We start from the raw sequence: 22,829 nt of genomic DNA on the forward strand, positions 1-22,829 counted from the left end.
ACAAGTGCGACAGGGTGACGCAGGGCAAATTTGGGAGGGAGCCTGCTCGCGAAGAGTGCGCCTGATCGTTCCCACGCGGAGCGTGGGAACGATCAAGGCAAGGGGGAGTTATTTGCAGACGCTGGCGATCGCTTCGGCCAGCAGGTCGAGGCGCGTTGCATCAATCCCGGCGACGTTGGCCCGGCCCGAGCTGACCATGTACACGCTGTGATGCTCGCGCAGGTTTTTCACCTGTTCCGGCGACAGGCCGGTGTAGGAGAACATCCCGCGTTGCACGCCGATGTGCGCAAAGCGCTCACGCAGACCGTGCGGTTCCAGCGCTTCCACCAGCCCGCTGCGCAATTGGGCGATGCGCAGGCGCATGGCTTCCACTTCGTCGGCCCAGCGGCTTTTCAGCTCCGGGTCGGCGAGGATCGTGGCGACCACAGCCGCGCCGTGATCCGGCGGCGTTGACCACAGGTTACGGGCGATGTGCGCCAGCTGGCTGCGGATATCGATGAGCTTGTCAGCGGTTTTCGCGCTGACGATCAACGCACCGGTGCGGTCGCGGTACAGGCCGAAGTTCTTCGAGCAGGAACTGGTGATCAGCAGCTCGGGCAACTCGGCGGCGAACAGCCGGGTCGACCATGCATCCTGCTCCAGACCGTCGCCAAAGCCCTGGTAGGCAAAGTCGATCAGCGGCAGCAGATTACGGCTGCGCACCACATCCAGCACTCGCTGCCAGTCGTCGTGACTCAGATCGAAACCGGTCGGGTTGTGGCAGCACGCGTGCAGCAGCACCACATCGCCTTTCGGCACTTCATTGAGCACGGCGAGCATCGCGTCGACATCGAGGCGGTTGTCGCTGCCGACGTACGGGTAATGGCTGATCTTGACCCCTGCGGCCGCGAAAATCGTTTCGTGGATCGGCCAGGTCGGGTTGCTCAGCCATACGCCTTTGCCCGGCAGGCATTGCGCGATGAAATCCGCTGCCAGGCGCAGGGCGCCCGTGCCACCCGGGGTCTGGGTGGCGCCGGCGCGCTGCCCGGCGATCAGTGCCGAATCGGCACCGAGCACCAGCTCGTTGATGACCTTGCCGAACAGCGGATTGCCGTGGCCACCGATGTAGGTCTTGGTGTCCTGGCTCTCGACCAGACGCGCCTCGGCGATTTTCACCGCTTCGGGGATCGGCGTCAGGCCCTGGGCATCCTTGTAGACGCCCACGCCGAGGTCGAACTTGCGCGGGTTGGAATCCTGCGCGTAGGCCTCCATCAGGCCGAGGATCGGGTCGCCGGGCACCCGGCCGATGGCGTCGAAGTGCATTACTTGCGTCCTTCTGCGGTCTTGGCCACTTCGTCAGTGCGCGCGGCCATGATGAAGTCGTTGCGGTGCAGGCCTTTGATCGAGTGGCTCCACCAAGTCACGGTGACTTTGCCCCACTCGGTCAGCAGGCCCGGGTGGTGACCTTCGGCCTCGGAGATCTCGCCGACGGCGTTGGTGAAGGCCAGCGCGTGCTTGAAATTCTTGAACAGGAAGACTTTTTCCAGCTGCATGATGCTGTCGCGTACTTCGATGTTCCAGTCAGGGATCTGCTTGATCAGGATCGGCAGTTCTTCATCGCTGACTTGTGGGGCATCGGCACGGCAGGCTTCGCAATGGGCTTGGTTCAAAGTGGACATGGTGGACTTCCTGAAATCTGAAGGTGTTTTTTTATATTGGCGGTCAGTGTCGCCACGCTAAACCAAAGTGGCGACGACGGACAGACTCACTTGTAAGCAAAAGTCGCGGGTCACGCGGCTTTTGGTTTTGGCGGAAACTTCGGTGCGTGCAGACCCAGCTGCATGCCTTGCTTGACCATGGCCATGATGTCTTCGTGGGCCAGGTCGAACAGGCGCTTGAGGTTCGGCAGGACAAAATACAGCGGTTGCAGAATGTCGATGCGATACGGCGTGCGCATTGCTTCCAGCGGATCGAAGGCCTGATGCTCGGGCTCGTCCGACAGCGAATAAACAGTTTCTTTCGGCGAAGACAGGATGCCGCCACCGTAGATGCGTTTGCCTTGCGGGGTGTCGACCAGGCCGAACTCGATGGTCATCCAGTACAGGCGCGCCAGATAAACGCGTTCTTCCTTGGTCGCTTGCAGGCCGAGCTTGCCGTAGGTGTGGGTGAATTCGGCGAACCACGGGTTGGTCAGCAGCGGGCAGTGGCCAAAGATCTCGTGGAAAATGTCCGGCTCTTGCAGGTAGTCCAGTTCTTCACGGGTACGAATGAACGTGGCCACCGGAAACTGCTTGCTGGCGAGCAATTCGAAAAAGGTCTGGAAGGGGATCAGCGCCGGGACGCGGGCAACCTGCCAACCGGTGGTCTCGCCGAGCACCTTGTTGATCTCGCCCAGTTGCGGAATGCGGTCGTGGGGCAGACCGAGTTTTTCGATACCGTCCAGGTATTCCTGGCACGCACGACCCTCGATCACTTTCAACTGGCGGGTGATCAGCGTGTTCCACACCGCGTGTTCTTCGGCGGGGTAGTCGATAAAACCTTGCGCATCGGGCTCGCGGGCCACGTATTGCGTCTGCTTCATACTGCTCTCCTGCGAGGGGAATTTCGTTCTTGTTATGTCCTGCGATGGACTGAGAAATACCCCGGAACGTTCGTTGTTGCAGCAGGTAGATGACCAGTTGAGTAGGAAAAGTCTCTTTAATTCGTAAAATTTTCGTTACGCTTCGTGCGATAAGTCGTGTTTGCGGTGACTGTCGGGTTTGAAAAGGCCGATGGCTGTCACATAATCTTGACGACTATCTTGCGCGCTGCGCAGAAAATTCCGGCGTCAGACCGCCTCTTCACCTGTTTCGGGCCTTTATATGCGTATCAAAGTCCACTGCCAGAACCGCATCGGCATCCTGCGCGACATTCTCAATCTGCTGGTGGAGTACGGGATCAACGTCGCCCGTGGCGAGGTGGGCGGTGAGCATGGCAACGCGATCTACCTGCATTGCCCGAACCTGATCAACATTCAGTTCCAGGCGTTGCGACCGAAGTTCGAGGCGATTGCCGGGGTGTTCGGCGTCAAGCGGGTCGGGCTGATGCCCAGCGAGCGGCGGCACATGGAGTTGAATGCGCTGCTCGGTGCGCTGGAGTTTCCGGTGCTGTCGATCGACATGGGCGGCTCCATCGTGGCGGCCAACCGTGCGGCGGCGCAGTTGCTCGGGGTGCGGGTGGACGAGGTGCCGGGGATTCCGTTGTCGCGTTACGCCGAAGATTTCGACCTGCCGGAACTGGTGCGCGCCAACAAATCGCGAATCAACGGCATGCGGGTCAAGGTCAAGGGCGACATCTTTCTGGCCGACATCGCGCCGCTGCAATCGGAGCACGACGACAGCGAGGCCATGGCCGGTGCCGTGCTCACCCTGCACCGCGCGGACCGGGTCGGCGAGCGCATCTATAACGTGCGCAAACAAGAGTTGCGTGGCTTCGATAGCATCTTCCAGAGCTCGAAAGTGATGGCGGCGGTGGTGCGTGAAGCGCGACGCATGGCGCCGCTGGATGCGCCGTTGTTGATTGAGGGCGAAACCGGCACTGGCAAGGAATTGCTGGCGCGGGCCTGCCATTTGGCGAGCCCGCGCGGTCAGTCGCCGCTGATGGCGCTCAACTGCGCGGGGCTGCCGGAGTCGATGGCCGAGACCGAGCTGTTCGGCTACGGCCCCGGTGCCTTTGAAGGCGCGCGGGCCGAAGGCAAGCTCGGGCTGCTGGAACTGACGGCGGGCGGCACGCTGTTCCTCGATGGCGTCGGCGAAATGAGCCCGCGCTTGCAGGTGAAATTGCTGCGCTTCCTGCAGGACGGTTGCTTTCGGCGGGTGGGCAGCGATGAAGAGGTTTACCTGGACGTGCGGGTGATCTGCGCAACCCAGGTCGACCTGTCGGAGTTGTGCGCGCGCGGGGAATTTCGCCAGGATCTGTATCACCGCTTGAACGTGCTGTCGCTGCACATCCCGCCACTGCGCGAATGCCTCGACGGTTTGACGCCGCTGGTGGAACACTTCCTCGATCAGGCCAGCCGGCAGATCGGCTGCCCGTTGCCGAAACTGGCGCCGGCGGCGATGGACCGGCTCAGTCATTACCATTGGCCGGGCAATGTGCGGCAGTTGGAGAACGTGTTGTTCCAGGCGGTTTCGCTGTGCGAAGGCGGCACGGTCAAGGCCGAGCACATTCGCCTGCCGGATTACGGTGTGCGTCAGCCGCTTGGCGATTTCTCCCTCGAAGGCGGGCTCGACGAGATTGTCGGGCGCTTCGAGAAGGCGGTGCTTGAGCGACTGTATTCAGAGCATCCGAGCAGCCGGCAACTGGGCAAGCGGCTCGGGGTTTCGCACACCACGATTGCCAACAAACTGCGTGAGTATGAAGTCGGCAAGAGCGAGTCTTGACCGGTAGTTGCATCGCTTCTGATGGCCTCATCGCGAGCAAGCTCGCTCCCACAGTGGAAACGCGATCTCTTGTGGGAGCGAGCTTGCTCGCGAAAGCGGTAGTCCGGGCAACCTCCGCATCAGTGTTTGCCGCCAAGCGGCATGACACCGCCGGTTTTTCGACTTCGATACATTTCCCTCATCCTCGCAAAATCCCTCAAGTCCTTTGTTTACCGGGCCCTCGGCCGCCAGAAAAAAGTTGGTCTGCAAATTGCTTATGGCTCAGCAGTACAGCGGTGGGCGGCAAACGTCCGGCATGCAGAGGAAAGAGTGTGGACAAGTACCTTTATGTGGCAATGACCGGCGCCAGCCAGAACGCACTGGCGCAAAAGGCTCATGCCAACAACCTGGCGAACATCTCCACCAACGGTTTTCAGCGCGACCTGGAACAGGCGCGTTCGATGCCGGTGTTCGGTGACAGCTTTCCGGCGCGTGCGTTTGCCATGAGCGAACGGCCCGCCACCGACTTCACGCCGGGCTCGCTGGTGCAGACCGGCCGTGACCTCGACGTCGCCGTGTCGGGCAACGGCTGGATCGCCGTGCAGAACCCTAATGGCGGTGAAAGCTACGTGCGCACCGGTAGCCTCAATATCGATGCCCTCGGCGTGTTGCGCGCCGGCAACGGCATGCCGGTCATGGGCAATGGCGGACCGATCGCCGTGCCGCCGGAGCAGCAGGTGGAAGTCGGTGAAGACGGCACCATCAGTATTCGTGCGATGGGCGAGGGCCCGCGCGTCATGGCCGAAGTCGACCGCATCAAGCTGGTCAACCCGGACATCAAGAACATGAACAAGGGCCTGGACGGTTCGATCTACACCAAGGACGGCCAGCCTGCGCCGGCCGATGCCAACGTCAAGCTGGTGTCGGGTTTCCTGGAGTCGAGCAACGTCAATGCCGTGGAAGAAATGACGTCGGTGCTGGCCCTGGCCAAGCAGTTCGAACTGCACGTCAAGATGATGAACACCGCCAAAGACGACGACCAGGCCATGGCTCGGGTCTTGCAGATCAGCTAATTATCAGAACGTCGCGCCGTAAAACAGGCGCACGAGGAGAATCGAATGCTTCCGGCTCTATGGGTTGCCAAAACCGGTCTGTCCGCCCAGGACACCAACCTGACCACCATTTCCAACAACCTGGCGAACGTGTCGACCACGGGTTTCAAACGTGACCGCGCCGAGTTCCAGGACCTGCTGTACCAGATCAAGCGTCAGCCAGGCGCCCAGTCGACCCAGGACAGCGAACTGCCGTCGGGTCTGCAAGTGGGTACCGGTGTGCGCATCGTCGGCACCCAGAAAAACTTCACCGCCGGCAGCCTGCAAACCACCGAGCAGCCGCTGGACATGGCCATCGACGGTCGCGGTTTCTTCCAGATCCTGCAGCCGGACGGCACCACGTCCTACACCCGTGACGGTACTTTCCACCTCGACTCCAACGGCCAGATCGTCAACGCCAGCGGTTTCGCCCTGGAGCCGGCCATCGTCATCCCGAACAACGCCCAGACCTTCACTGTTGGCCGTGACGGCACCGTGTCGATCACCGTTGCCGGCAACGCCGCTTCGCAAGTGATCGGCAACCTGCAAACCGCCGACTTCATCAACCCGGCCGGTCTGCAAGCGGTAGGTAACAACCTGTTCCTGGAAACCGCCGCTTCCGGTGCACCGCAAGTCGGTACTCCGGGCCTGAACGGTTTCGGCACCACCCTGCAGAACACCCTGGAAACCTCCAACGTCAGCACCGTGGAAGAGATGGTCAACATGATCACCACCCAGCGCGCGTACGAGATGAACTCCAAGGTGATCTCCACCGCCGACCAGATGCTCTCGTTCGTAACGCAGAATCTGTAATCAAGTCTATGAGGCGGCCATGAGGTCGCCTGCAACACCGTGAGGTAAGGGTCATGAAGCGCTTTGTATCTGTTGTGGCATTGAGTGGGGTCGTCTCGCTCGCGGGCTGCGTCGCTCCGACGCCCAAGCCCAATGATCCTTACTACGCCCCGGTGTTGCCGCGCACACCGTTGCCGTCGGCCGCCAACAACGGCTCGATCTATCAGGCCGGTTTCGAGCAGAACCTGTACAGCGACCGCAAGGCGTTCCGGGTCGGTGACATCATCACCATCACCCTGAACGAGCGGACCCAGGCCAGCAAGAACGCCAACTCGCAGGTGGCCAAGAACAGCAAGACCGGCATCGGTCTGACGTCGTTGTTCGGCAGCAGTGCGACCACCAACAACCCGATCGGCAGCAATGACCTGAGCCTGAGCGCCAGTTACGAAGGCGACCGTGCGACCAAAGGTGACAGCAAGGCCGCCCAGGGCAACACCCTGACCGGCTCGATCACCGTGACCGTCGCTGACGTGCTGCCCAACGGCATCATCGCCGTGCGTGGCGAGAAGTGGATGACCCTCAACACCGGCGACGAGCTGGTGCGGATCGCCGGTCTCGTGCGGGCCGATGACATCGCCACCGACAACACCGTGTCCTCGACCCGGGTTGCCGATGCGCGCATCACCTACTCGGGCACCGGTTCGTTCGCCGATGCGAGTCAGCCAGGCTGGTTCGACCGTTTCTTCCTCAGCCCGCTGTTCCCTTTCTAGGTGGCTACGTTGAATTTCAGAAGTCTCATGGTGGCCGCGTTCCTGTTGTCGGCGGCCTTCAATGCACAAGCCGAACGGTTGAAGGACATCGCCAGCATTTCCGGCGTGCGTTCCAACCAGTTGATCGGCTATGGCCTGGTGGTCGGTCTTAACGGCACCGGCGACCAGACCACGCAGACCCCGTTCACCCTGCAGACCTTCAACAACATGCTCTCGCAGTTCGGCATCAAGGTGCCGCCGGGATCGGGCAACGTGCAGCTGAAAAACGTTGCGGCGGTATCGGTGAGTGCCGATCTGCCGGCGTTCGCCAAGCCGGGTCAGCAGGTCGATATCACCGTGTCGTCCATCGGTAACTCCAAGAGCCTGCGCGGCGGCACTCTGTTGCTGACCCCGCTCAAGGGTATCGACGGCAACGTTTACGCCATCGCCCAGGGCAACCTGGTGGTCGGCGGTTTCGACGCTGAAGGTCGTGACGGTTCGAAGATCACCGTCAACGTTCCGTCAGCCGGTCGCATCCCTGGCGGTGCATCGGTCGAGCGTTCGGTGCCGAGCGGTTTCAACCAGGGCAACAGCCTGACGCTGAACCTCAACCGTTCCGACTTCACCACTGCCAAGCGCATCGTCGACAAGATCAACGACATGCTCGGCCCTGGCGTCGCCCAGGCCATCGACGGCGGTTCGATCCGCGTGACCGCGCCGCTCGATCCGAGCCAGCGCGTCGACTACCTGTCGATCCTGGAAAACCTCGAAGTCGATCCGGGTCAGGCCGTGGCGAAAGTCATCATCAACTCGCGTACCGGCACCATCGTCATCGGCCAGAACGTGAAGGTATCGCCGGCCGCCGTGACCCACGGCAGCCTGACCGTGACCATCACCGAAGACCCGATCGTCAGCCAGCCGGGTCCGCTGTCCAACGGCCAGACCGCCGTGGTGCCGCGCTCGCGGGTGAATGCCGAGCAGGAAGCCAAGCCGATGTTCAAGTTCGGCCCGGGCACCACCCTCGACGAGATCGTCCGGGCGGTGAACCAGGTCGGCGCAGCGCCGGGTGACCTGATGGCCATTCTCGAAGCTCTGAAGCAGGCCGGCGCGTTGCAAGCCGACCTGATCGTGATCTGAGGACGGCGACCATGGATATGCGCAAAAGCGGTCTGGTCAGCAGCAGCGATTCGGGTTCGTACTCCGACCTCAATCGCTTGAACCAGCTCAAGGTCGGCGACAAGAACAGCGACGCAAACATGCGCAAGGTTGCGCAGGAGTTCGAATCGCTGTTCCTCGGTGAAATGCTCAAGTCGATGCGTTCGGCCACCGAAGCGCTGGGCCAGGACAACCCGCTCAACACGCCGGCCGCCAAGCAGTATCAGGAAATGTACGACCAGCAACTGGCGGTTTCCATGTCTCGCGAGGGCGGTGGTATCGGCTTGGCCGACGTGCTAATCAAGCAGATGTCGAAGAACAAACCGATGGCGCCGGGCGAGGCTGCAGCCGCATCCGCCGCCAAGCAGGAAGAAGCCAAGGCCAAGGCCGCTGCCGTGGCCACGCCGATTGCCGCCGGCACCGTGGCCACCAATGGCCCGTTGTCGCGACTCAATGGCGAGCGTCCGTTGTGGGCGTCGCGCTCGGTGCATGCGCCGAACACCGAGCTGACCCATCGCAATGACATGGAAATGATCAACCAGCGTCGTCTGGCGTTGCCGCCGAAACTGGCGGATCGCTTGCTCGCAGGTCTGGTGCCGTCGGCCACGCCGGCAGCGGCCACTCAACTGCCGCAACGCGCCACGACCGCCGCTGTCACCGGTTCCGGCCCGCTGTACAACGGCGACTGGCTGGACCGCGCCGAGGCGGACAAGGCCTCTGGCGGACAGATGCAGATTTACGGCCGCGCCATGGCGCAGATCCCGTTGGCACCGGCCAAGCGCGCGTTCAGCAACGCCGACCAGTTCGTCAACACCATGCTGCCGATGGCCCAGGAAGCCGCCGCACGCATTGGCGTCGATCCGCGTTATCTGGTGGCTCAGGCTGCACTGGAAACCGGCTGGGGCAAATCGGTCATGCGCGCCCAGGACGGCAGCAGCAGTCACAACCTGTTCGGCATCAAGGCCAGCAGCAACTGGAAGGGCGATTCGGCCCGGGCGATCACCAGTGAGTTCCGCAACGGGCAGATGGTCAAGGAGACGGCCGAGTTCCGTTCCTATGCCTCGTACAAGGACAGCTTCCACGATCTGGTGACTTTGCTGCAGAGCAATAATCGCTATCAAGATGTGCTGAAGTCGGCCGATAACCCAGAACAGTTTGTACGCGAATTGCAGAAGGCCGGTTACGCGACCGACCCGAACTACGCGACGAAGATTTCGCAGATTGCCAGGCAGATGACGGTCAATCAGAACTACGCTGCGGCCGGCGTTTCAACAACGCCCTTATAAACACAAGGTAAGGTTTGAATCATGAGTTTGCTCAATATCGGGATGTCGGGGTTGGCCGCGAGTTCGTCCTCTCTGGCTGTGACAGGTAACAACATTGCCAACGTCGACACCGCCGGTTATTCACGCCAGCAAACCGTGCAGGGCACCAAGTCCTCGATTCAGTACGGTAACGTGTTCATCGGTACCGGTACGACCCTCGCCGACGTGCGCCGGGTGTACAACTCCTACCTCGAATCGCAGCTGCACACCGCCACCTCGCTGAGCAGCGAAGCCGCCGCCTATGGCGCACAGGCGACCGCACTGGACGGCTCGCTGTCCGACACCAACACCGGCCTGACCGGCGTGCTGCAGAAGTTCTTTACCTCGATGCAAGGCGTATCGACCTCGGCCACCGACGACACTTCCCGTCAATCGGTGCTGACCGGCGCGCAAGCCCTGACCAGCCGCTTCAACGCCCTGGCCAAGCAGCTCAACGACCAGAACACCACGCTCAACGGCAACCTTGGCGACATGGCGGCCCAGGTCAATAAGCTGGCCACCTCGATTGCCAATCTCAACCAGAAGATCGGCGAGATTTCCACCAGCGGCGGTCAGCCGAACGATCTGCTCGACACCCGTAACGAAGCCGTGCGCCAGCTCTCCCAACTGGTCGGCGCGCAGGTCGTCGAGCGCGGCACCAGCTTCGACGTCTACGTCGGCAGCGGTCAGCCGCTGGTTGTCGGTAACACCACCAACACCCTGAGCACTGTGCCGAGCAAGGATGACCCGTCGCGCATGGGCATCCAGATGGATCGCGGTTCGAGCACCATCGACATCACTTCGGTGATCAGCGGTGGCGAAATCGGCGGTCTGCTGAGCTATCGCAAGGAAGTGCTCGACCCGTCGCTCAACGAACTGGGCCGTGTAGCGCTGGTGATCGCCGATCAGGTCAACCGTCAGCAAGCCCAGGGCATCGACAAGAACGGTGACTTCGGCGCCGCGATTTTCAACAACATCAACAGTGCCGCGCTGATCAGTCAGCGCAGCATTGCCCAGGCGGGCAACAGTGCGGGTTCGGGCAACCTTGACGTCACCATCAAGGACACCGGCCAACTGACCACCAACGATTACCAGGTCACTTTCACCAGCGCGACCAACTACACGGTCAAGCGCTCGGACGGCACCGACATGGGTTCGTTCAGCACCACGACCACGCCGCCTCCGGTGATCGACGGCTTTACTCTGGCCCTCAATGGCGGTGCCCTGAGCGCCGGTGACACCTTCAAGGTGACCCCGACCCGTGGCGCGGCCTCGAGCATCCAGACCGTGCTCACCGACCCGAAGAAAATCGCGGCGGCGGCACCGTTGACCGGCGTTGCCAGTGCCAACAACTCCGGCACTTACACCCAGCCGACGCTGACCGACACCATCGACATCTACAACCCGACTTCCCAGGCCGAGTTGCAGAACGCGCTCAAGTATTCGACCCCGGTCAAACTGGTGTTCGGTGCAGTCGCCAGCGGCAGCCAGTCGTACAACATGGTCGACGCCAAGGGCAACACCATCGGCAGCGGAACCATCGTGCCGGGGCAGGCCAACACCCTGAACCTGAAGATCGGCATGGTCGACTCCACCGGCGCTCCGGTGATGGACACCAGCGTCACGCCGAACGTGCAGAAAACCTTCACCGTGCAGACCACCGTGGGCGCGACGCCGAAAGCCGGCGAAACCTTCACCATGAGCCTGACCGGCGCGGCGTCTTCGGACAACCGCAACGCCCAGGCGCTGGTCGGCCTGCAGACCAAGCAGACCGTGGACACCGGCTCGGGCAGCAAGGGCATCAGCCTGACCGACGCCTACAACAAGCTGGTGACCAACGTCGGTACCAAGGCTGCTCAAAGCAAGTCCGACATTGAAGCCACCACGGCCATTCTGGATCAGGCGCAGGGCGCGCGTGATTCGCTGTCTCAGGTCAACCTGGACGAAGAGACCGGCAACCTGGTCAAGTATCAGCAGTACTACACAGCGTCTTCGCAGATCATCAAAGCTGCGCAGGAAACCTTCGCCACGCTGATCAACAGTCTTTAAGGAGTCGTAATTCATGCGCATTTCCACCGCTCAGTATTACGCGACGCAAGCTGCTCAATATCAGCGCAACTACAGCAAGGCTGTCGCGACCGCGAACGAAGCCAGCAGCCTGCAGCGCATCAACACCGCCGCCGACGATCCGATCGGCGCCGGTCGCTTGCTCAAGCTCGGCCAGCAGGCCGCGATGCTTGATCAGTACAAAGGCAACATCGACACTACCAAGAGCGCGCTGACCGTTCAGGAATCCACACTGAACTCCATCACCACTGCTTTGCAGCGCGCGAAGGAAATCGGTCTGGCCGCCAACAACGGCATCGCCACCGATAAGGACCGTCAGGCTTACGCCGCCGAACTGAGCCAGATCCAGCAACAAGTGCTGGGCCTGATGAACTCCAAGGATGCCAACGGCAACTACCTGTTCTCCGGTTCGAAGACCGACACCGCGCCGTACTCGCAGAACGCCGATGGCACCTACACCTACAACGGTGACCAGACCCAGATCAACCTGGGCATTGGCGACGGCCTGTCGGTGGCCACCAACACCACTGGTTGGGATGCGTTCCAGCAGACCATCAACACCAGCCGCACCCAGACCACAATGACGGCTCCGGCTGTCGATGACGGTCGCGTGGTGCTGACCAACGGTACGATCGGCACCGCCGCCACCTACAACGCCAAGTTTGCGGCCGGTCAGCCTTACACCGTGGACTTCATCAGCAGCACTCAGCTGAAGATCACCGATGCCCTGGGCAACGACGTGACCGCCGAAGCCAGCCAGAACGGTCTGATCAGCAACAGCAACGGCGCGAACCAGACGGTCAGCTTCCGTGGCGTCGACATGAAGTTGAACATCAACCTCAAGACCGGCGACACCAACCCGGACGCAGTCATTGCCGGCCACAGCTTCCAGCTGTCGGCTTCGCCGGACTCGTTTACCACCGCGCGCAGCCCGGGCAACCCGTCGACCGCGGTCATCACCGGTTCCAGCGTGACCGACCAGGCGGCCTACACAGCGGCCTTCCCGTCCGGCGGCGGCGCGGTCCTGAAGTTCACCAGCGCCACCGCGTTCGACCTGTACGCTGCGCCTGTCACTGCCGACAGCAAGCCGATCTCGTCGGGTACCGTGGCTGGCGGCAACGCCACGGCAGCGGGTGTGACCTTCGCCCTCGGTGGTACGCCGGCGGCCGGTGACCAGTTCTCGATCCAGTCCAACAACCACCAGACCCAGAACGTGCTCGACACCCTGGGCCAGATGGTCACGGCGCTGAACACCCCGATCGACGGTGATCCGGTGGCCAAGCAGAAATTCCAGGGTGCCATGGAAGCCGGTCTCGGCAACATCGACAGCGCCGCCAACCAGATCGGCAGCGCGGTGACCTCCATCGGTGCCCGCGGGCAGTCGCTGGACGACCAGAGCACCACCAACCAGAGCCTGCAGCTGGCAAACGCCACCACCCAGGGCACGATCCGTGATTCGGATCCGGCCGAGGTGATGACCCGCCTGACCTTGCAGCAGACCATGCTGCAGGCCTCGCAACTGGCGTTCAGCAAAATCTCTCAGTTGGGCCTGTTCAACAAGATCTGATCCTGAACGGGCGCGCAAGCGCCCGTTTGCTCTGACCGCTCTGTATCAATCGTCTTTTTTTTGCGGTTTCAAAGGGCTCGCTGTTCCGGGCGGGTTCCCGCCGCTTGCGAGTCCGCCGTGAATTCACTTCCCCTTGTCAGCCTCGTCATCCCTGCCTTCAATCCGCGTTTTTTCGAACGGGCCTTGAACAGTGCCGTGAGCCAAAGCTACGGCAATCTCGAGATCATTGTCTGCGACGACAGCCGTGGCGACGAGATCGAAGCGGTTGTCGTATCGACCGTCGAAAGAACCGGGTTTGCCGTGCGCTATGTGCGTAATCCGCACACTCTGGGGATGGTCGGCAACTTCCAGGCGTGCCTGGAACAGGCGCAGGGTGAGTTCATCAAGTTCCTGTGCGACGACGATCAGTTGTTTATCACGTGCATCGAAAGTCAGGCACAAACGCTCATCGATCAGAAAGATGTCAATCTGGTGTTGGCCCAGCGACTGTTCTGGGATGCCGACGATCTGCCGCTGCCTTCGCGTCTGGAAAATACTCCGCTGTCTCCGGTGTCCGGCCTGTTCAAGGGCGAAGACCTGCTGGCCATTTTCGAAAACTTCCCGGTCAATATTCTTGGCGGCTTCAGTAATGCCCTGTTCCGTCGAGCCGATGTGCTGGAGCTGCTGCCGGCCCTGACACAGCCGGGCCATTGTTTTGTCGCTTCCCTGGATTTTGCGTTGTATGTGTGCCTGCTGCGTCGCGCCAACATGGTGGTGTCCAATCACATTCTGAGCGTCGAGCGCCTGTACCCCGAGCGCTTGAGCGCTCAGCAAGCGATGCGCGATGCGACAATGGTCGAACGGCAATGGTTGACCCAGATGCTCAAGGCTCGCAGCGGCGAGTCAGCGCCTGCGCCGGGCTGGGTGCGTTATTTGCCGGTCACCAAGGCGCAGGAGTCGCCTCGGGTCTGGGAAGAGTTGCCGTTGAGCCGGACTCTGGGCACCAAGCAGACGACCCAGGATTGGCACGTCGGTATCGCCAGCGTCAGTTTTGCTCAGTTGTACGCACAATGGCTGGCGTGCCGAAGCCTGACAGAAGGGCAGCGCGAGCTGTTGCCGGAGACGATGGCCAACTGGCCGCGCATTCCGAAGATCGTGCCGGTGATCATCGACGAGCAGGACAGCGTTTCTGCCCTGGAGTTGACGCTTCAATCGCTCGCAGCCCAGGAGTATGTGCCTGAGCTGACCCTCGTATTGTCGGCATCGTGCAGCGAAGCGCAGTTGGATGAGCGTGTCGTGCGCATGCCGCTACAGGATGACTGGCGCCAGCAGCTCAATGAACTGTTGCCGCAACTGGACGGCGCTGACTGGTTCTATCTGCTGCGTGCCGGTGATCGTCTGGTCGTGCCGGCGTTGTTGGTGATGGCTGAGCGCATTGCGCTTTCGCGCACGCTGATGTGTCTGTACAGCGATGAAGGCGGGTTGAGCCAGGGCGAATCCACAGAGCCCGTGTTCAAGCCGGATTTCAACCTGGACCTGATGCGCAGCTATCCGTACGTAGGCAGGGCGCTGGCATTCGAGCGTGAACGCTTCCTGACGCTGGGTGGTTTCGACTCCGCCCTTGGCGAACTGGCGCCGCACGACTTATTGCTGCGCATGGTCGAGAACGACGGTTTGCAGGCGGTCGGCCACATTTCGGAGATTCTGCTGGAGTCGGCATTCGATCTGGCCAAATGGCTGTCGGAGCCGCAACTGGCAGACAACAACGCGCAATTGCTGGAAGCACACCTGCACCGTCTGGGCATCTCGCATGAGATCCGTCGGGGCAGTTCGGCTTTGCTCAATCGGGTGAACTACCACCACGCCAGCCAGCCACTGGTGTCGATTGTCATCGTCAGCAAGGATCAGACGGCGGCCGTTCAGCGTTGTGTCGAGAGTCTGCTGGAGAAAACCACCTACGGCGAATATGAGTTGTTGCTGGTCGACAACGGCAGCCAGAGCGCCGAGGCGAAGGCCTGGTTTGACGGCATGTCGCAATTGGGCAGCGAGCGGATTCGCGTCCTCGACTGCCCGCTGCAGGACAATGCGGCGGCGGTGCGCAATGTCACGGTCAGCCATGCTCGTGGCGAGTATGTGCTGCTGCTCAATCCGTACAGCGTGATCACCCACGGTGACTGGCTGGCGGAAATGCTCAATCACGCACAGCGCCCGGAAGTCGGCGTGGTGGGTGCCAAGATTTTCAACCCGGATGGCCGGGTGTTGCATGCCGGTCTGATTCTCGGCCTGCAAGGGCCGGCGGGTGTGCCGTTTTACGGCGAGTCGATGCACGCGACGGGTTACATGTACCGACTGCTGGTCGCTCAGGATCTGAGCGCAGTCGGCAGCGATTGCCTGATGGTGCGCAAGTCGGTGTTCGATGCGGTCGGCGGGCTTGACGAGCAGAACCTGGCGCAGTCGCTGCACGAGGTCGACCTGTGCCTGCGCGTTGGTCAGGAAGGCTATCTGGTGGTCTGGACACCATTCGCCCAACTGGCACTCGGCGCACAGCCGGTCGTGGCGGCGAGCGACGCTGAAGTGGCGTTGCACAGTCAGGAGCAGGAAGTCTTCTACAAGCGCTGGCTGCCGATTGTGGCGCGCGATCCTGCGTACAACGCCAACCTGTCATTGAACGGGATTGTCGGGTCAAGCTTCCGTCTCGATCCGGGGTTGCGCACGGGCTGGAGCCCGTTTTCGCAGCCGCAGTTGCCGAAAATCCTCGCACTGCCGGTCAACGCATCGGCCATCGGTCACTACCGCGTGACGCAACCGCTGATCGAGCTGGAAGCGGCCGGCCGGGCGCTGGGGCGTATTCACTACAACCTGCCGACGATCATTGAGGTCGAGCGTCAGTCGCCGGACGTGATCATTTTGCAGGGACGATATTCCGAAGGCCCGATCAACGAGATTCCGAGCCTGCAAAAATATTCGAATGCCCGCCGGATCTACGAGCTCGACGATTACGTGATCCATGTTCCCCATCGCAATGCCCACATTCGCAACATGCCGGGCAAGGATGAGATGGAGGCGCTGGTACGTCGTGCGATCGGCATGTGCGACCGGGTCGTGGTGTCCACGGCACCGCTGGGTAATGCGCTGTCGAGCATGCACAACGATATTCGCGTTGTTCCGAACATGTTGGCCAAACACCTGTGGTCAGACCTGCGCAGCCAGCGCCGCACGTCGAAAAAACCGCGGGTCGGCTGGGGTGGCGGCACCAGTCACCACGGTGACCTTGCTGTCATCGCCGATGTGGTTCGCGAATTGGCGAACGAGGTCGACTGGGTGTTCTTCGGCATGTGCCCGGACGATCTGCGTCCGTACATGCATGAGTTCCATGGCGTGATCGGCCTCGACGTGTACCCGGCGAAACTGGCCAGCCTCAACCTCGACCTGGCCCTGGCACCGCTGGAGTTCCATATCTTCAACGACTGCAAGAGCAACCTGCGCCTGCTGGAGTATGGCGCTTGCGGCTACCCGGTCATCTGCACCGACACCGAGGCTTATCGCGGTTATTTGCCTTGCACGCGGATCAAGACCAACTCCACGGATGAGTGGTTGCAAGCGATCCGCATGCACCTGGCCGACCCGGACGCCAGCTATCGCATGGGTGATGAGCTGCGTGAAGTCGTACTGCGCGACTACGTACTGCGCGGCGACAACCTGCGGTACTGGGAAGCGGGCTGGCTGGCGGACTGATCCGCTCGCGCATGACCCTCTGCAAAACAGGCGACTTTCGAGTCGCCTGTTTTTTTGCGCTGCAAAAAACGTATTTGTATCAATCGCGATACTTTTTTTTGTCGGCGCACTCAAGCGTTGGGATTTTTCTGTCGATATCAACAGATTCGCTTAACGAGCGGTGCGCCGCGATCAAGTGCGTTCGCCACGCTGACAGGTACCGGTTCATACAAAGGCAAGGAAGAAACGATGGCAGTCATAAACGGAACAAGCGGCGCGGATACGCTGAACGGTACTTCGGGTGATGATGAGATCAACGGTCTGGCGGGTAATGATCTCATCAGGGGCAGTGCCGGAGCTGACAAGATCGATGGTGGTGATGGAAACGCCGATACCGTCGATTACTCGGCGTCCTCAGCGGCGGTCAATGTAAACCTTGCAGGTCTTGCCAGTACCGGCGGCGATGCCCAGGGCGATACCCTGACCAATATCGAGAAGGTTATCGGTAGCGCATTCAACGACACGTTCACGGCGCAGAAGGGCACGTTCACCTTTGAAGGCGGCGCCGGTAATGACGTCTACATCCTCGACAATGGCGGTACGGTGATCGAGCAGGCAGGTGGTGGCGACGACGAGGTGCGTTCCAGCTTCGGCCAGATCTACCTGAGCGCGAACGTCGAGCGTCTGACCTATACCGGCACCGGGGCATTCGTCGGCTGGGGCAATGCCAGCGACAACATTATTACCGGTGGTGTCGGTAACGATCTGTTCTATGGAGGCGCGGGCGCCGATCAATTTATCGGTGGCGCCGGCATCGATACCGCCAGCTACGGCGACAGTACTGTCGGCGTCAGCATCAACCTGAAAACCGGTGTCAACAGCGGCATCGCGGCGGGCGATACCTACACCGGCATTGAACGAATCCTCGGCTCGAGCGGCAACGATACCTTTGTCGCCGATAGCCGGGTGTTTGCTTTTGACGGCGGCGCCGGTACGGCTGACGTGGTGGATTATTCGACGTCTGCCGAGGCGATCAATGTCGAACTCGTAACCAATGGTACCGGCCGTGCCGGCATCGGTGGTGATGCTCAGGGCGACACCTTGACCGGCATCGAGAAGGTGATCGGCACCGCGTTCAACGACACGTTCAATGTGGCGGGCGGTACCGTGGTCCTGCAAGGCGGTGCGGGTGACGATGTCTACATCATCAACGACACCGTTGTCAGCACGGTGATCGAGCAGGCTGGAGGCGGAAATGACGAAGTCCGTACCAATTATGCAATTCAATACCTGTCGGCCAACGTCGAACGACTGACTTACACCGGAACCGCCAGTTTTTCCGGATTTGGCAACGCCAGCGATAACATCATCACGGGCGGCATCGGCAACGATATTTTCCAGGGCGGCGCCGGCGCGGACCAATTCATCGGTGGTGCGGGCAGAGACACCGTGGACTACACCGACAGCACCGTGGGTGTAACGCTCAACTTCAAGACCGGGGTCAATTCCGGGATCGCAGCGGGGGATACCTACACCGACATCGAGGTGATCAAGGGATCGAGCGTCAATGACATCTTTGTTGCCGACAGCCGGGTGTTTGCTTTTGACGGTAGTGGCGGAGCGGCTGACGTGGTGGATTACTCGACGTCTGCCGAGGCGATCAATGTCGAACTCGTAGCCAGTGGCACCAGTCGTGCCGGCATCGGTGGTGATGCTCAGGGCGATACCTTGACCAGCATCGAGAAGGTGATTGGCACGGCCTTCAACGACACGTTCAACGTCGCGGGCGCGACCGTGACCGTCGAAGGCGGTGCAGGTGACGATGTTTACATCATCAACGGTACGCGGGTCGCCACGGTGATCGAGCAGGCTGGCGGCGGAAATGACGAGGTCCGTACCAATTATGAAGTTCAATACCTGTCGGCCAACGTCGAACGACTGACCTATACCGGAACCGTCAACTTTTCCGGATTTGGCAACGCCAGCGATAACATCATCACGGGCGGCATCGGTAACGATATTTTCCAGGGCGGCGCTGGCGCGGACCAATTCATCGGTGGTGCGGGCAGAGACACCGTGGACTACACCGACAGCACCGTGGGTGTAACGCTCAACTTCAAGACCGGGGTCAATTCCGGGATTGCAGCGGGGGATACCTACACCGACATCGAGGTGATCAAGGGATCGAGCGTCAATGACATCTTTGTTGCCGACAGCCGGGTGTTTGCTTTTGACGGTAGTGACGGGCTGGCAGATGCGGTGGATTATTCAACGTCTGCTGAAGCGATCAACATCGAACTCGTAGCCAGTGGCACCGGCCGTGCCGGCATCGGTGGAGATGCTCAGGGCGACACCTTGACCAACATCGAGAAGGTGATCGGCACAGCGTTCAACGACACGTTCTATGTCGCGGGCGGGACCATGACCCTGGAAGGCGGTGCGGGTGACGATGTTTATTACATCAATGGCACCAATGTCAGCGAGGTGATCGAGAAGGTCGACGGTGGCATTGACGAGGTGCGTACGACATTCGGACAGCAAAGTCTGAGGGCTAACGTCGAAATTCTGACGTATACCGGTACTGGCGCCTTCACGGGCTACGGCAATGCGATCGACAACATCATCACCGGCGGTTCCGGCAACGACACGCTCTATGGCGGTGCCGGTGCCGACCGGTTCATCGGTGGAGCCGGATTCGACACGGTCGGCTACACCGACACCACCATCGGCGTGACCATCAACCTGAAAACCGGGATCCACTCCGGGATTGCAGCCGGTGATACCTACGTCAGCATCGAGGGATTGAGCGGCACGATAGCCGATGACATTTTCATCGCTGACAGCGCGGCCATGGCCTTTGACGGGTTGCTGGGCATGGACATGGTCAGCTACGAGCAATCCGATAGCGCTGTCACCATTGATTTGAAAACCAAGGTCAATGCGGGTGACGCGGCCGGCGATACCTACACCGGAATCGAGTTTTTCCAGGGCAGCAATTTCAACGACACCCTGTCCGGAACGGCATTCGGTGACAACTTCATCGGTGGCTCCGGTGCGGACCTGATCGATGGGCGTGAAGGGCATGACACCGCCTGGTACATCAACAGCAAGGCCGCTGTGAACATCAATCTGCAGACCAGCGTCAACGAAGGCGGCGATGCTCAAGGTGATGTGCTGCTCAATATCGAGCGAGTGATCGGCAGCCAATTCAACGATACGTTGACCGGAAGTTCGGCCGTCGATTTTCTTGAGGGCAACACCGGCAACGACGTGATTTATGGCGGCGATGGTGCCGACTTCATTTATGGAGGCCTGGTTTCCGTGGCCGGGCCGTTAGCCAGTTCGGCACCCAATGCAGGAGCTCAGGCTGACACGCTCTACGGCGGCAATGGCAACGACACGATTCTCACCGCGGCCAACGACACCGGCAGCCGCGCGTATGGCGAAGCGGGCGATGACACCATCACCGTGTTTCATGGCATGGCCGACGGTGGTGAAGGCAATGACAATCTGATACTGAAGTCCGGCGGTTCGGCCTTCGGTGGTGAAGGTGACGATACCTACACAATCGACACTTCGGCATTGGTCACCCTTCAGGACAACGGCACCAGCCGTGGCGACAAGATTGTGCTGTCGTACATTCGCGCTTCGGAACTGCAAGTCGACCGTGTCGGCGATGACCTCTATCTGCACCGTTACAGCGTTTCAGCCGGTCAGACGCCAGACGAGGGCGTGCGCCTGAAGGACTGGTTTGCCGGTTCCGACACCATCGAGCAGATCGTGACAGCCGATAAGCAGACCATCAATCTGCCGGCTAACAGTGATGCGTTCGCGATGTTTGGCTGACCACTGAATCGCACACCTGCAATCGCAATGCGGCTGCAGGTGTGCACTCGGCAGCTGAGGGATCAAACCGGTTTTCAACCACGCAAGGAAGTAGCAGATGTCAGTGATTTATGGAACGAGTGAAGCCGACCTCATGAGCGGCAGTGAAGGCAATGACGAACTCTACGGACTGGAGTCGGATGATCAGATCTGGGGGACCGCGGGGTCCGATCTGCTGGATGGCGGAGAAGGGTTCGATTCGGTGAGTTATCAGGTGATGCCGCAAGGCGTCAGCGTCGATTTCCGCGAGGGACTGGCCACTGTCTCCAAGGCGGGCGGCTCCGTCGATACCCTGGTTGGCATCGAAAAAGTCATCGGCAGCGCCCACGGTGACACCCTCGCCAGTTCGATCGCCGGCGTCACGCTGGCAGGCGATAACGGCGATGATGTGTACATCGTCGGCAGCGAAGGCGTGTCGATTATCGAAGACGAGTACGGCGGTTATGACGAATTGCGCACCAGCGTCAACATCCAGAAGATGGACCCGTTCCTCGACAAGATGACATTCACTGGCACCGGCGACTTCAAGGGTTACGGCAATGCCGGGGCGAACGTGATTATCGCAGGTGCCGGCAATGACATTCTGTGGGGCGGTGACGGTGGCGATCAGTTCTTTGGCGGTGAAGGATTCGACACCGTCAGCTACACCGACAGCCTTGAAGGCGTCAGTATCGAACTCTCCAGCATTTGGGGCGCCACCGGCATTGCATGGGGCGATACCTACTCGAGCATCGAGGCCGTGCAGGGTTCGAACTTCAACGATGTGATCTTCGCGGGCGCAAGCACGATGGTCATGGACGGTGCCGATGGCTTTGACGCCGTCGATTACAGCCCTTCCAACGATGCGGTCAGTATCGAGTTTCGTGATGGCAAGGGCTTCGGTTCCGGCGGTTACGCCGAAGGCGACACCTTTATCAATGTGGAAAAGGTTGTCGGAACGAACCTGGACGATCACTTCACCGCCAACTCCGGTGGCGTGACATTCGAAGGTGGCTGGGGCAGCGACGTCTACACGATCAACAGCGAGGGTGTGACCATCATCGAGTCAGACTCAGGCATGGGTTATGACGAGCTGTACACCAGCCTGTCGGTCATGAAAATGGACCCGTTCATCGAGAAAATGACCTACACCGGCACGGCCGATTTCACCGGTTATGGCAACGATTCCGACAACCACATCTTCGGCGGCAGCGGCAATGACCTGTTCTACGGTGGCGCCGGACGGGATGTCTTCATCGGTGGCGCGGGAACGGACATCGTCAGCTATGACGACAGCGATACGGGTGTGGTGGTCAACCTGTGGAGGATTGGCCAGAACGGTACAGCTGAAGGGGACATGTATTACGACGTCGAAGGTCTGCAAGGCAGTCGTTTCAACGATGTGATGGATGCCGGCCGCGAGGACGCGATCCTGGAAGGTGGCAACGGCGACGATGTGATCAATGGCAACGATGGCAACGATCACCTCTACGGCGGACTGAAATCAGGTCTCGATGGAGATGTCGCGCAGGCCGACACGCTGTCTGGCGGCTCGGGCGATGATGTTATCGTCAGCGCCGTGAATGACCTGGGTACAGTGGCCCACGGTGATCAGGGCAGTGACACCATCACGGTCCACGACGGCAGTGCCTTTGGTGATGACGGTTATGACGTGCTCACCGGCACCGGCAATAGCTATCTGTTGTCCGGTGGCAGCGGCAACGACGTGCTGAACCTCAATCTCCCGGGGCAATCGGGCACTGGCGGCATCGCACTGGGCGGTATGGGTGACGATACCTACATCGTGAACACCACCGGGCTGGTAACGATTCAGGACGAAGGCTGGGACCTCAATGACACGCTGATCCTGAATACTGTCGCCAATCTCAGCCAGCTGAACGTCACTCGCATCGGTGATGACGCCTATCTGCATGGCACCAACGACGGCAGCGTCGGCGTTCCCGACAGCGGCGTGAAACTGCAAGGCTGGTACGCCGAGTCTGCCGGGTATCCCGGGTATGCCGGGTACAACAAAATCGAGCATCTGCAGACCGCTGACGGTCAGGTCTACGACCTGCCGGCCACGATCGATGGGTTCGCGATGTTTGGCTGATCCGCCCGATTGATTGAAGTAGCTTGATGAAGGGATGAGTCCGGCAACGGATTCA

At 60.7% G+C, this 22,829-nt stretch carries 14 protein-coding genes; 11 read left to right on the top strand and 3 right to left on the bottom strand.

Annotated features, from left to right (window positions below):
• Positions 1–108: 108 nt before the first annotated feature.
• From CAF90_RS08640 to phhA, 3 genes are all read right to left on the bottom strand, one after another.
• Positions 109–1,302, bottom strand: a complete 1,194-nt coding sequence (locus tag CAF90_RS08640; RefSeq protein ID WP_085605725.1) for an amino acid aminotransferase — start codon at positions 1,300–1,302, stop codon at positions 109–111.
• A complete protein-coding gene (locus tag CAF90_RS08645; RefSeq protein ID WP_003222798.1) occupies positions 1,302–1,658 on the bottom strand; it encodes a 4a-hydroxytetrahydrobiopterin dehydratase in 357 nt (118 codons plus the stop codon). The genes CAF90_RS08640 and CAF90_RS08645 overlap by 1 nt, the downstream gene beginning before the upstream one ends.
• A gap of 110 nt (positions 1,659–1,768) precedes the next feature.
• Positions 1,769–2,560 carry a phenylalanine 4-monooxygenase gene (phhA, locus tag CAF90_RS08650; RefSeq protein ID WP_011333014.1) on the bottom strand — a complete coding sequence of 264 codons (792 nt, stop codon included), beginning with the start codon at positions 2,558–2,560 and terminating at the stop codon, positions 1,769–1,771.
• Between the two features lie 280 nt (positions 2,561–2,840).
• Here phhA and CAF90_RS08655 point away from each other — a divergent pair, with 280 nt between their 5' ends.
• The 11 genes from CAF90_RS08655 to CAF90_RS08705 all read left to right on the top strand — a co-directional run bounded on the left by CAF90_RS08655 (position 2,841) and on the right by CAF90_RS08705 (position 22,774).
• Entirely contained in the window at positions 2,841–4,400 is a 1,560-nt protein-coding gene (locus CAF90_RS08655) for a sigma-54-dependent transcriptional regulator (protein ID WP_085605727.1), read from the top strand.
• Positions 4,401–4,711: 311 nt separating this feature from the next.
• Entirely contained in the window at positions 4,712–5,452 is a 741-nt protein-coding gene (locus CAF90_RS08660) for a flagellar basal body rod protein FlgF (protein WP_007958343.1), read from the top strand.
• 45 nt (positions 5,453–5,497) lie between these two features.
• Positions 5,498–6,283 carry a flagellar basal-body rod protein FlgG gene (gene flgG / locus CAF90_RS08665; RefSeq protein WP_007958342.1) on the top strand — a complete coding sequence of 262 codons (786 nt, stop codon included), beginning with the start codon at positions 5,498–5,500 and terminating at the stop codon, positions 6,281–6,283.
• 53 nt (positions 6,284–6,336) lie between these two features.
• Positions 6,337–7,032: a flagellar basal body L-ring protein FlgH gene (flgH, locus tag CAF90_RS08670; RefSeq protein WP_085605729.1), complete on the top strand. Its 696-nt coding sequence runs from the start codon at positions 6,337–6,339 to the stop codon at positions 7,030–7,032.
• Positions 7,033–7,059: 27 nt separating this feature from the next.
• On the top strand, positions 7,060–8,148 hold the full coding sequence (locus CAF90_RS08675; protein ID WP_039765528.1) for a flagellar basal body P-ring protein FlgI: 1,089 nt from the start codon (positions 7,060–7,062) through the stop codon (positions 8,146–8,148).
• A gap of 11 nt (positions 8,149–8,159) precedes the next feature.
• Positions 8,160–9,452 (top strand): flagellar assembly peptidoglycan hydrolase FlgJ, encoded by a 1,293-nt coding sequence (gene flgJ, locus CAF90_RS08680; RefSeq protein ID WP_085605731.1) that lies wholly within the window; start codon positions 8,160–8,162, stop codon positions 9,450–9,452.
• 21 nt (positions 9,453–9,473) lie between these two features.
• Entirely contained in the window at positions 9,474–11,519 is a 2,046-nt protein-coding gene (gene flgK / locus CAF90_RS08685) for a flagellar hook-associated protein FlgK (RefSeq protein WP_085605733.1), read from the top strand.
• Between the two features lie 13 nt (positions 11,520–11,532).
• The gene (locus tag CAF90_RS08690; protein WP_085605735.1) at positions 11,533–13,104 is read left to right on the top strand and encodes a flagellar hook-associated protein 3; all 1,572 of its coding nucleotides are present in this window, start codon (positions 11,533–11,535) and stop codon (positions 13,102–13,104) included.
• 117 nt (positions 13,105–13,221) lie between these two features.
• Positions 13,222–16,818 (top strand): glycosyltransferase, encoded by a 3,597-nt coding sequence (locus tag CAF90_RS08695; protein WP_085605737.1) that lies wholly within the window; start codon positions 13,222–13,224, stop codon positions 16,816–16,818.
• Between the two features lie 228 nt (positions 16,819–17,046).
• On the top strand, positions 17,047–20,643 hold the full coding sequence (locus tag CAF90_RS08700; RefSeq protein ID WP_085605739.1) for a calcium-binding protein: 3,597 nt from the start codon (positions 17,047–17,049) through the stop codon (positions 20,641–20,643).
• 97 nt (positions 20,644–20,740) lie between these two features.
• The gene (locus CAF90_RS08705; protein ID WP_085605741.1) at positions 20,741–22,774 is read left to right on the top strand and encodes a calcium-binding protein; all 2,034 of its coding nucleotides are present in this window, start codon (positions 20,741–20,743) and stop codon (positions 22,772–22,774) included.
• The last annotated feature ends 55 nt before the right edge of the window (positions 22,775–22,829 follow it).

The organism is Pseudomonas sp. B37(2017), assembly GCF_002112885.1.
GTDB classification, from domain to species: domain Bacteria; phylum Pseudomonadota; class Gammaproteobacteria; order Pseudomonadales; family Pseudomonadaceae; genus Aquipseudomonas; species Aquipseudomonas paraglycinae.

Coding starts and splice junctions, on each gene's coding strand:
- CAF90_RS08640 (WP_085605725.1), bottom strand. CDS start 1,302: ATGCACTTCGACGCCATCGGCCGGGTGCCCGGCGACCCGATCCTCGGC.
- CAF90_RS08645 (WP_003222798.1), bottom strand. CDS start 1,658: ATGTCCACTTTGAACCAAGCCCATTGCGAAGCCTGCCGTGCCGATGCC.
- phhA (WP_011333014.1), bottom strand. CDS start 2,560: ATGAAGCAGACGCAATACGTGGCCCGCGAGCCCGATGCGCAAGGTTTT.
- CAF90_RS08655 (WP_085605727.1), top strand. CDS start 2,841: ATGCGTATCAAAGTCCACTGCCAGAACCGCATCGGCATCCTGCGCGAC.
- flgG (WP_007958342.1), top strand. CDS start 5,498: ATGCTTCCGGCTCTATGGGTTGCCAAAACCGGTCTGTCCGCCCAGGAC.
- flgH (WP_085605729.1), top strand. CDS start 6,337: ATGAAGCGCTTTGTATCTGTTGTGGCATTGAGTGGGGTCGTCTCGCTC.
- CAF90_RS08675 (WP_039765528.1), top strand. CDS start 7,060: ATGGTGGCCGCGTTCCTGTTGTCGGCGGCCTTCAATGCACAAGCCGAA.
- flgJ (WP_085605731.1), top strand. CDS start 8,160: ATGGATATGCGCAAAAGCGGTCTGGTCAGCAGCAGCGATTCGGGTTCG.
- flgK (WP_085605733.1), top strand. CDS start 9,474: ATGAGTTTGCTCAATATCGGGATGTCGGGGTTGGCCGCGAGTTCGTCC.
- CAF90_RS08690 (WP_085605735.1), top strand. CDS start 11,533: ATGCGCATTTCCACCGCTCAGTATTACGCGACGCAAGCTGCTCAATAT.
- CAF90_RS08700 (WP_085605739.1), top strand. CDS start 17,047: ATGGCAGTCATAAACGGAACAAGCGGCGCGGATACGCTGAACGGTACT.
- CAF90_RS08705 (WP_085605741.1), top strand. CDS start 20,741: ATGTCAGTGATTTATGGAACGAGTGAAGCCGACCTCATGAGCGGCAGT.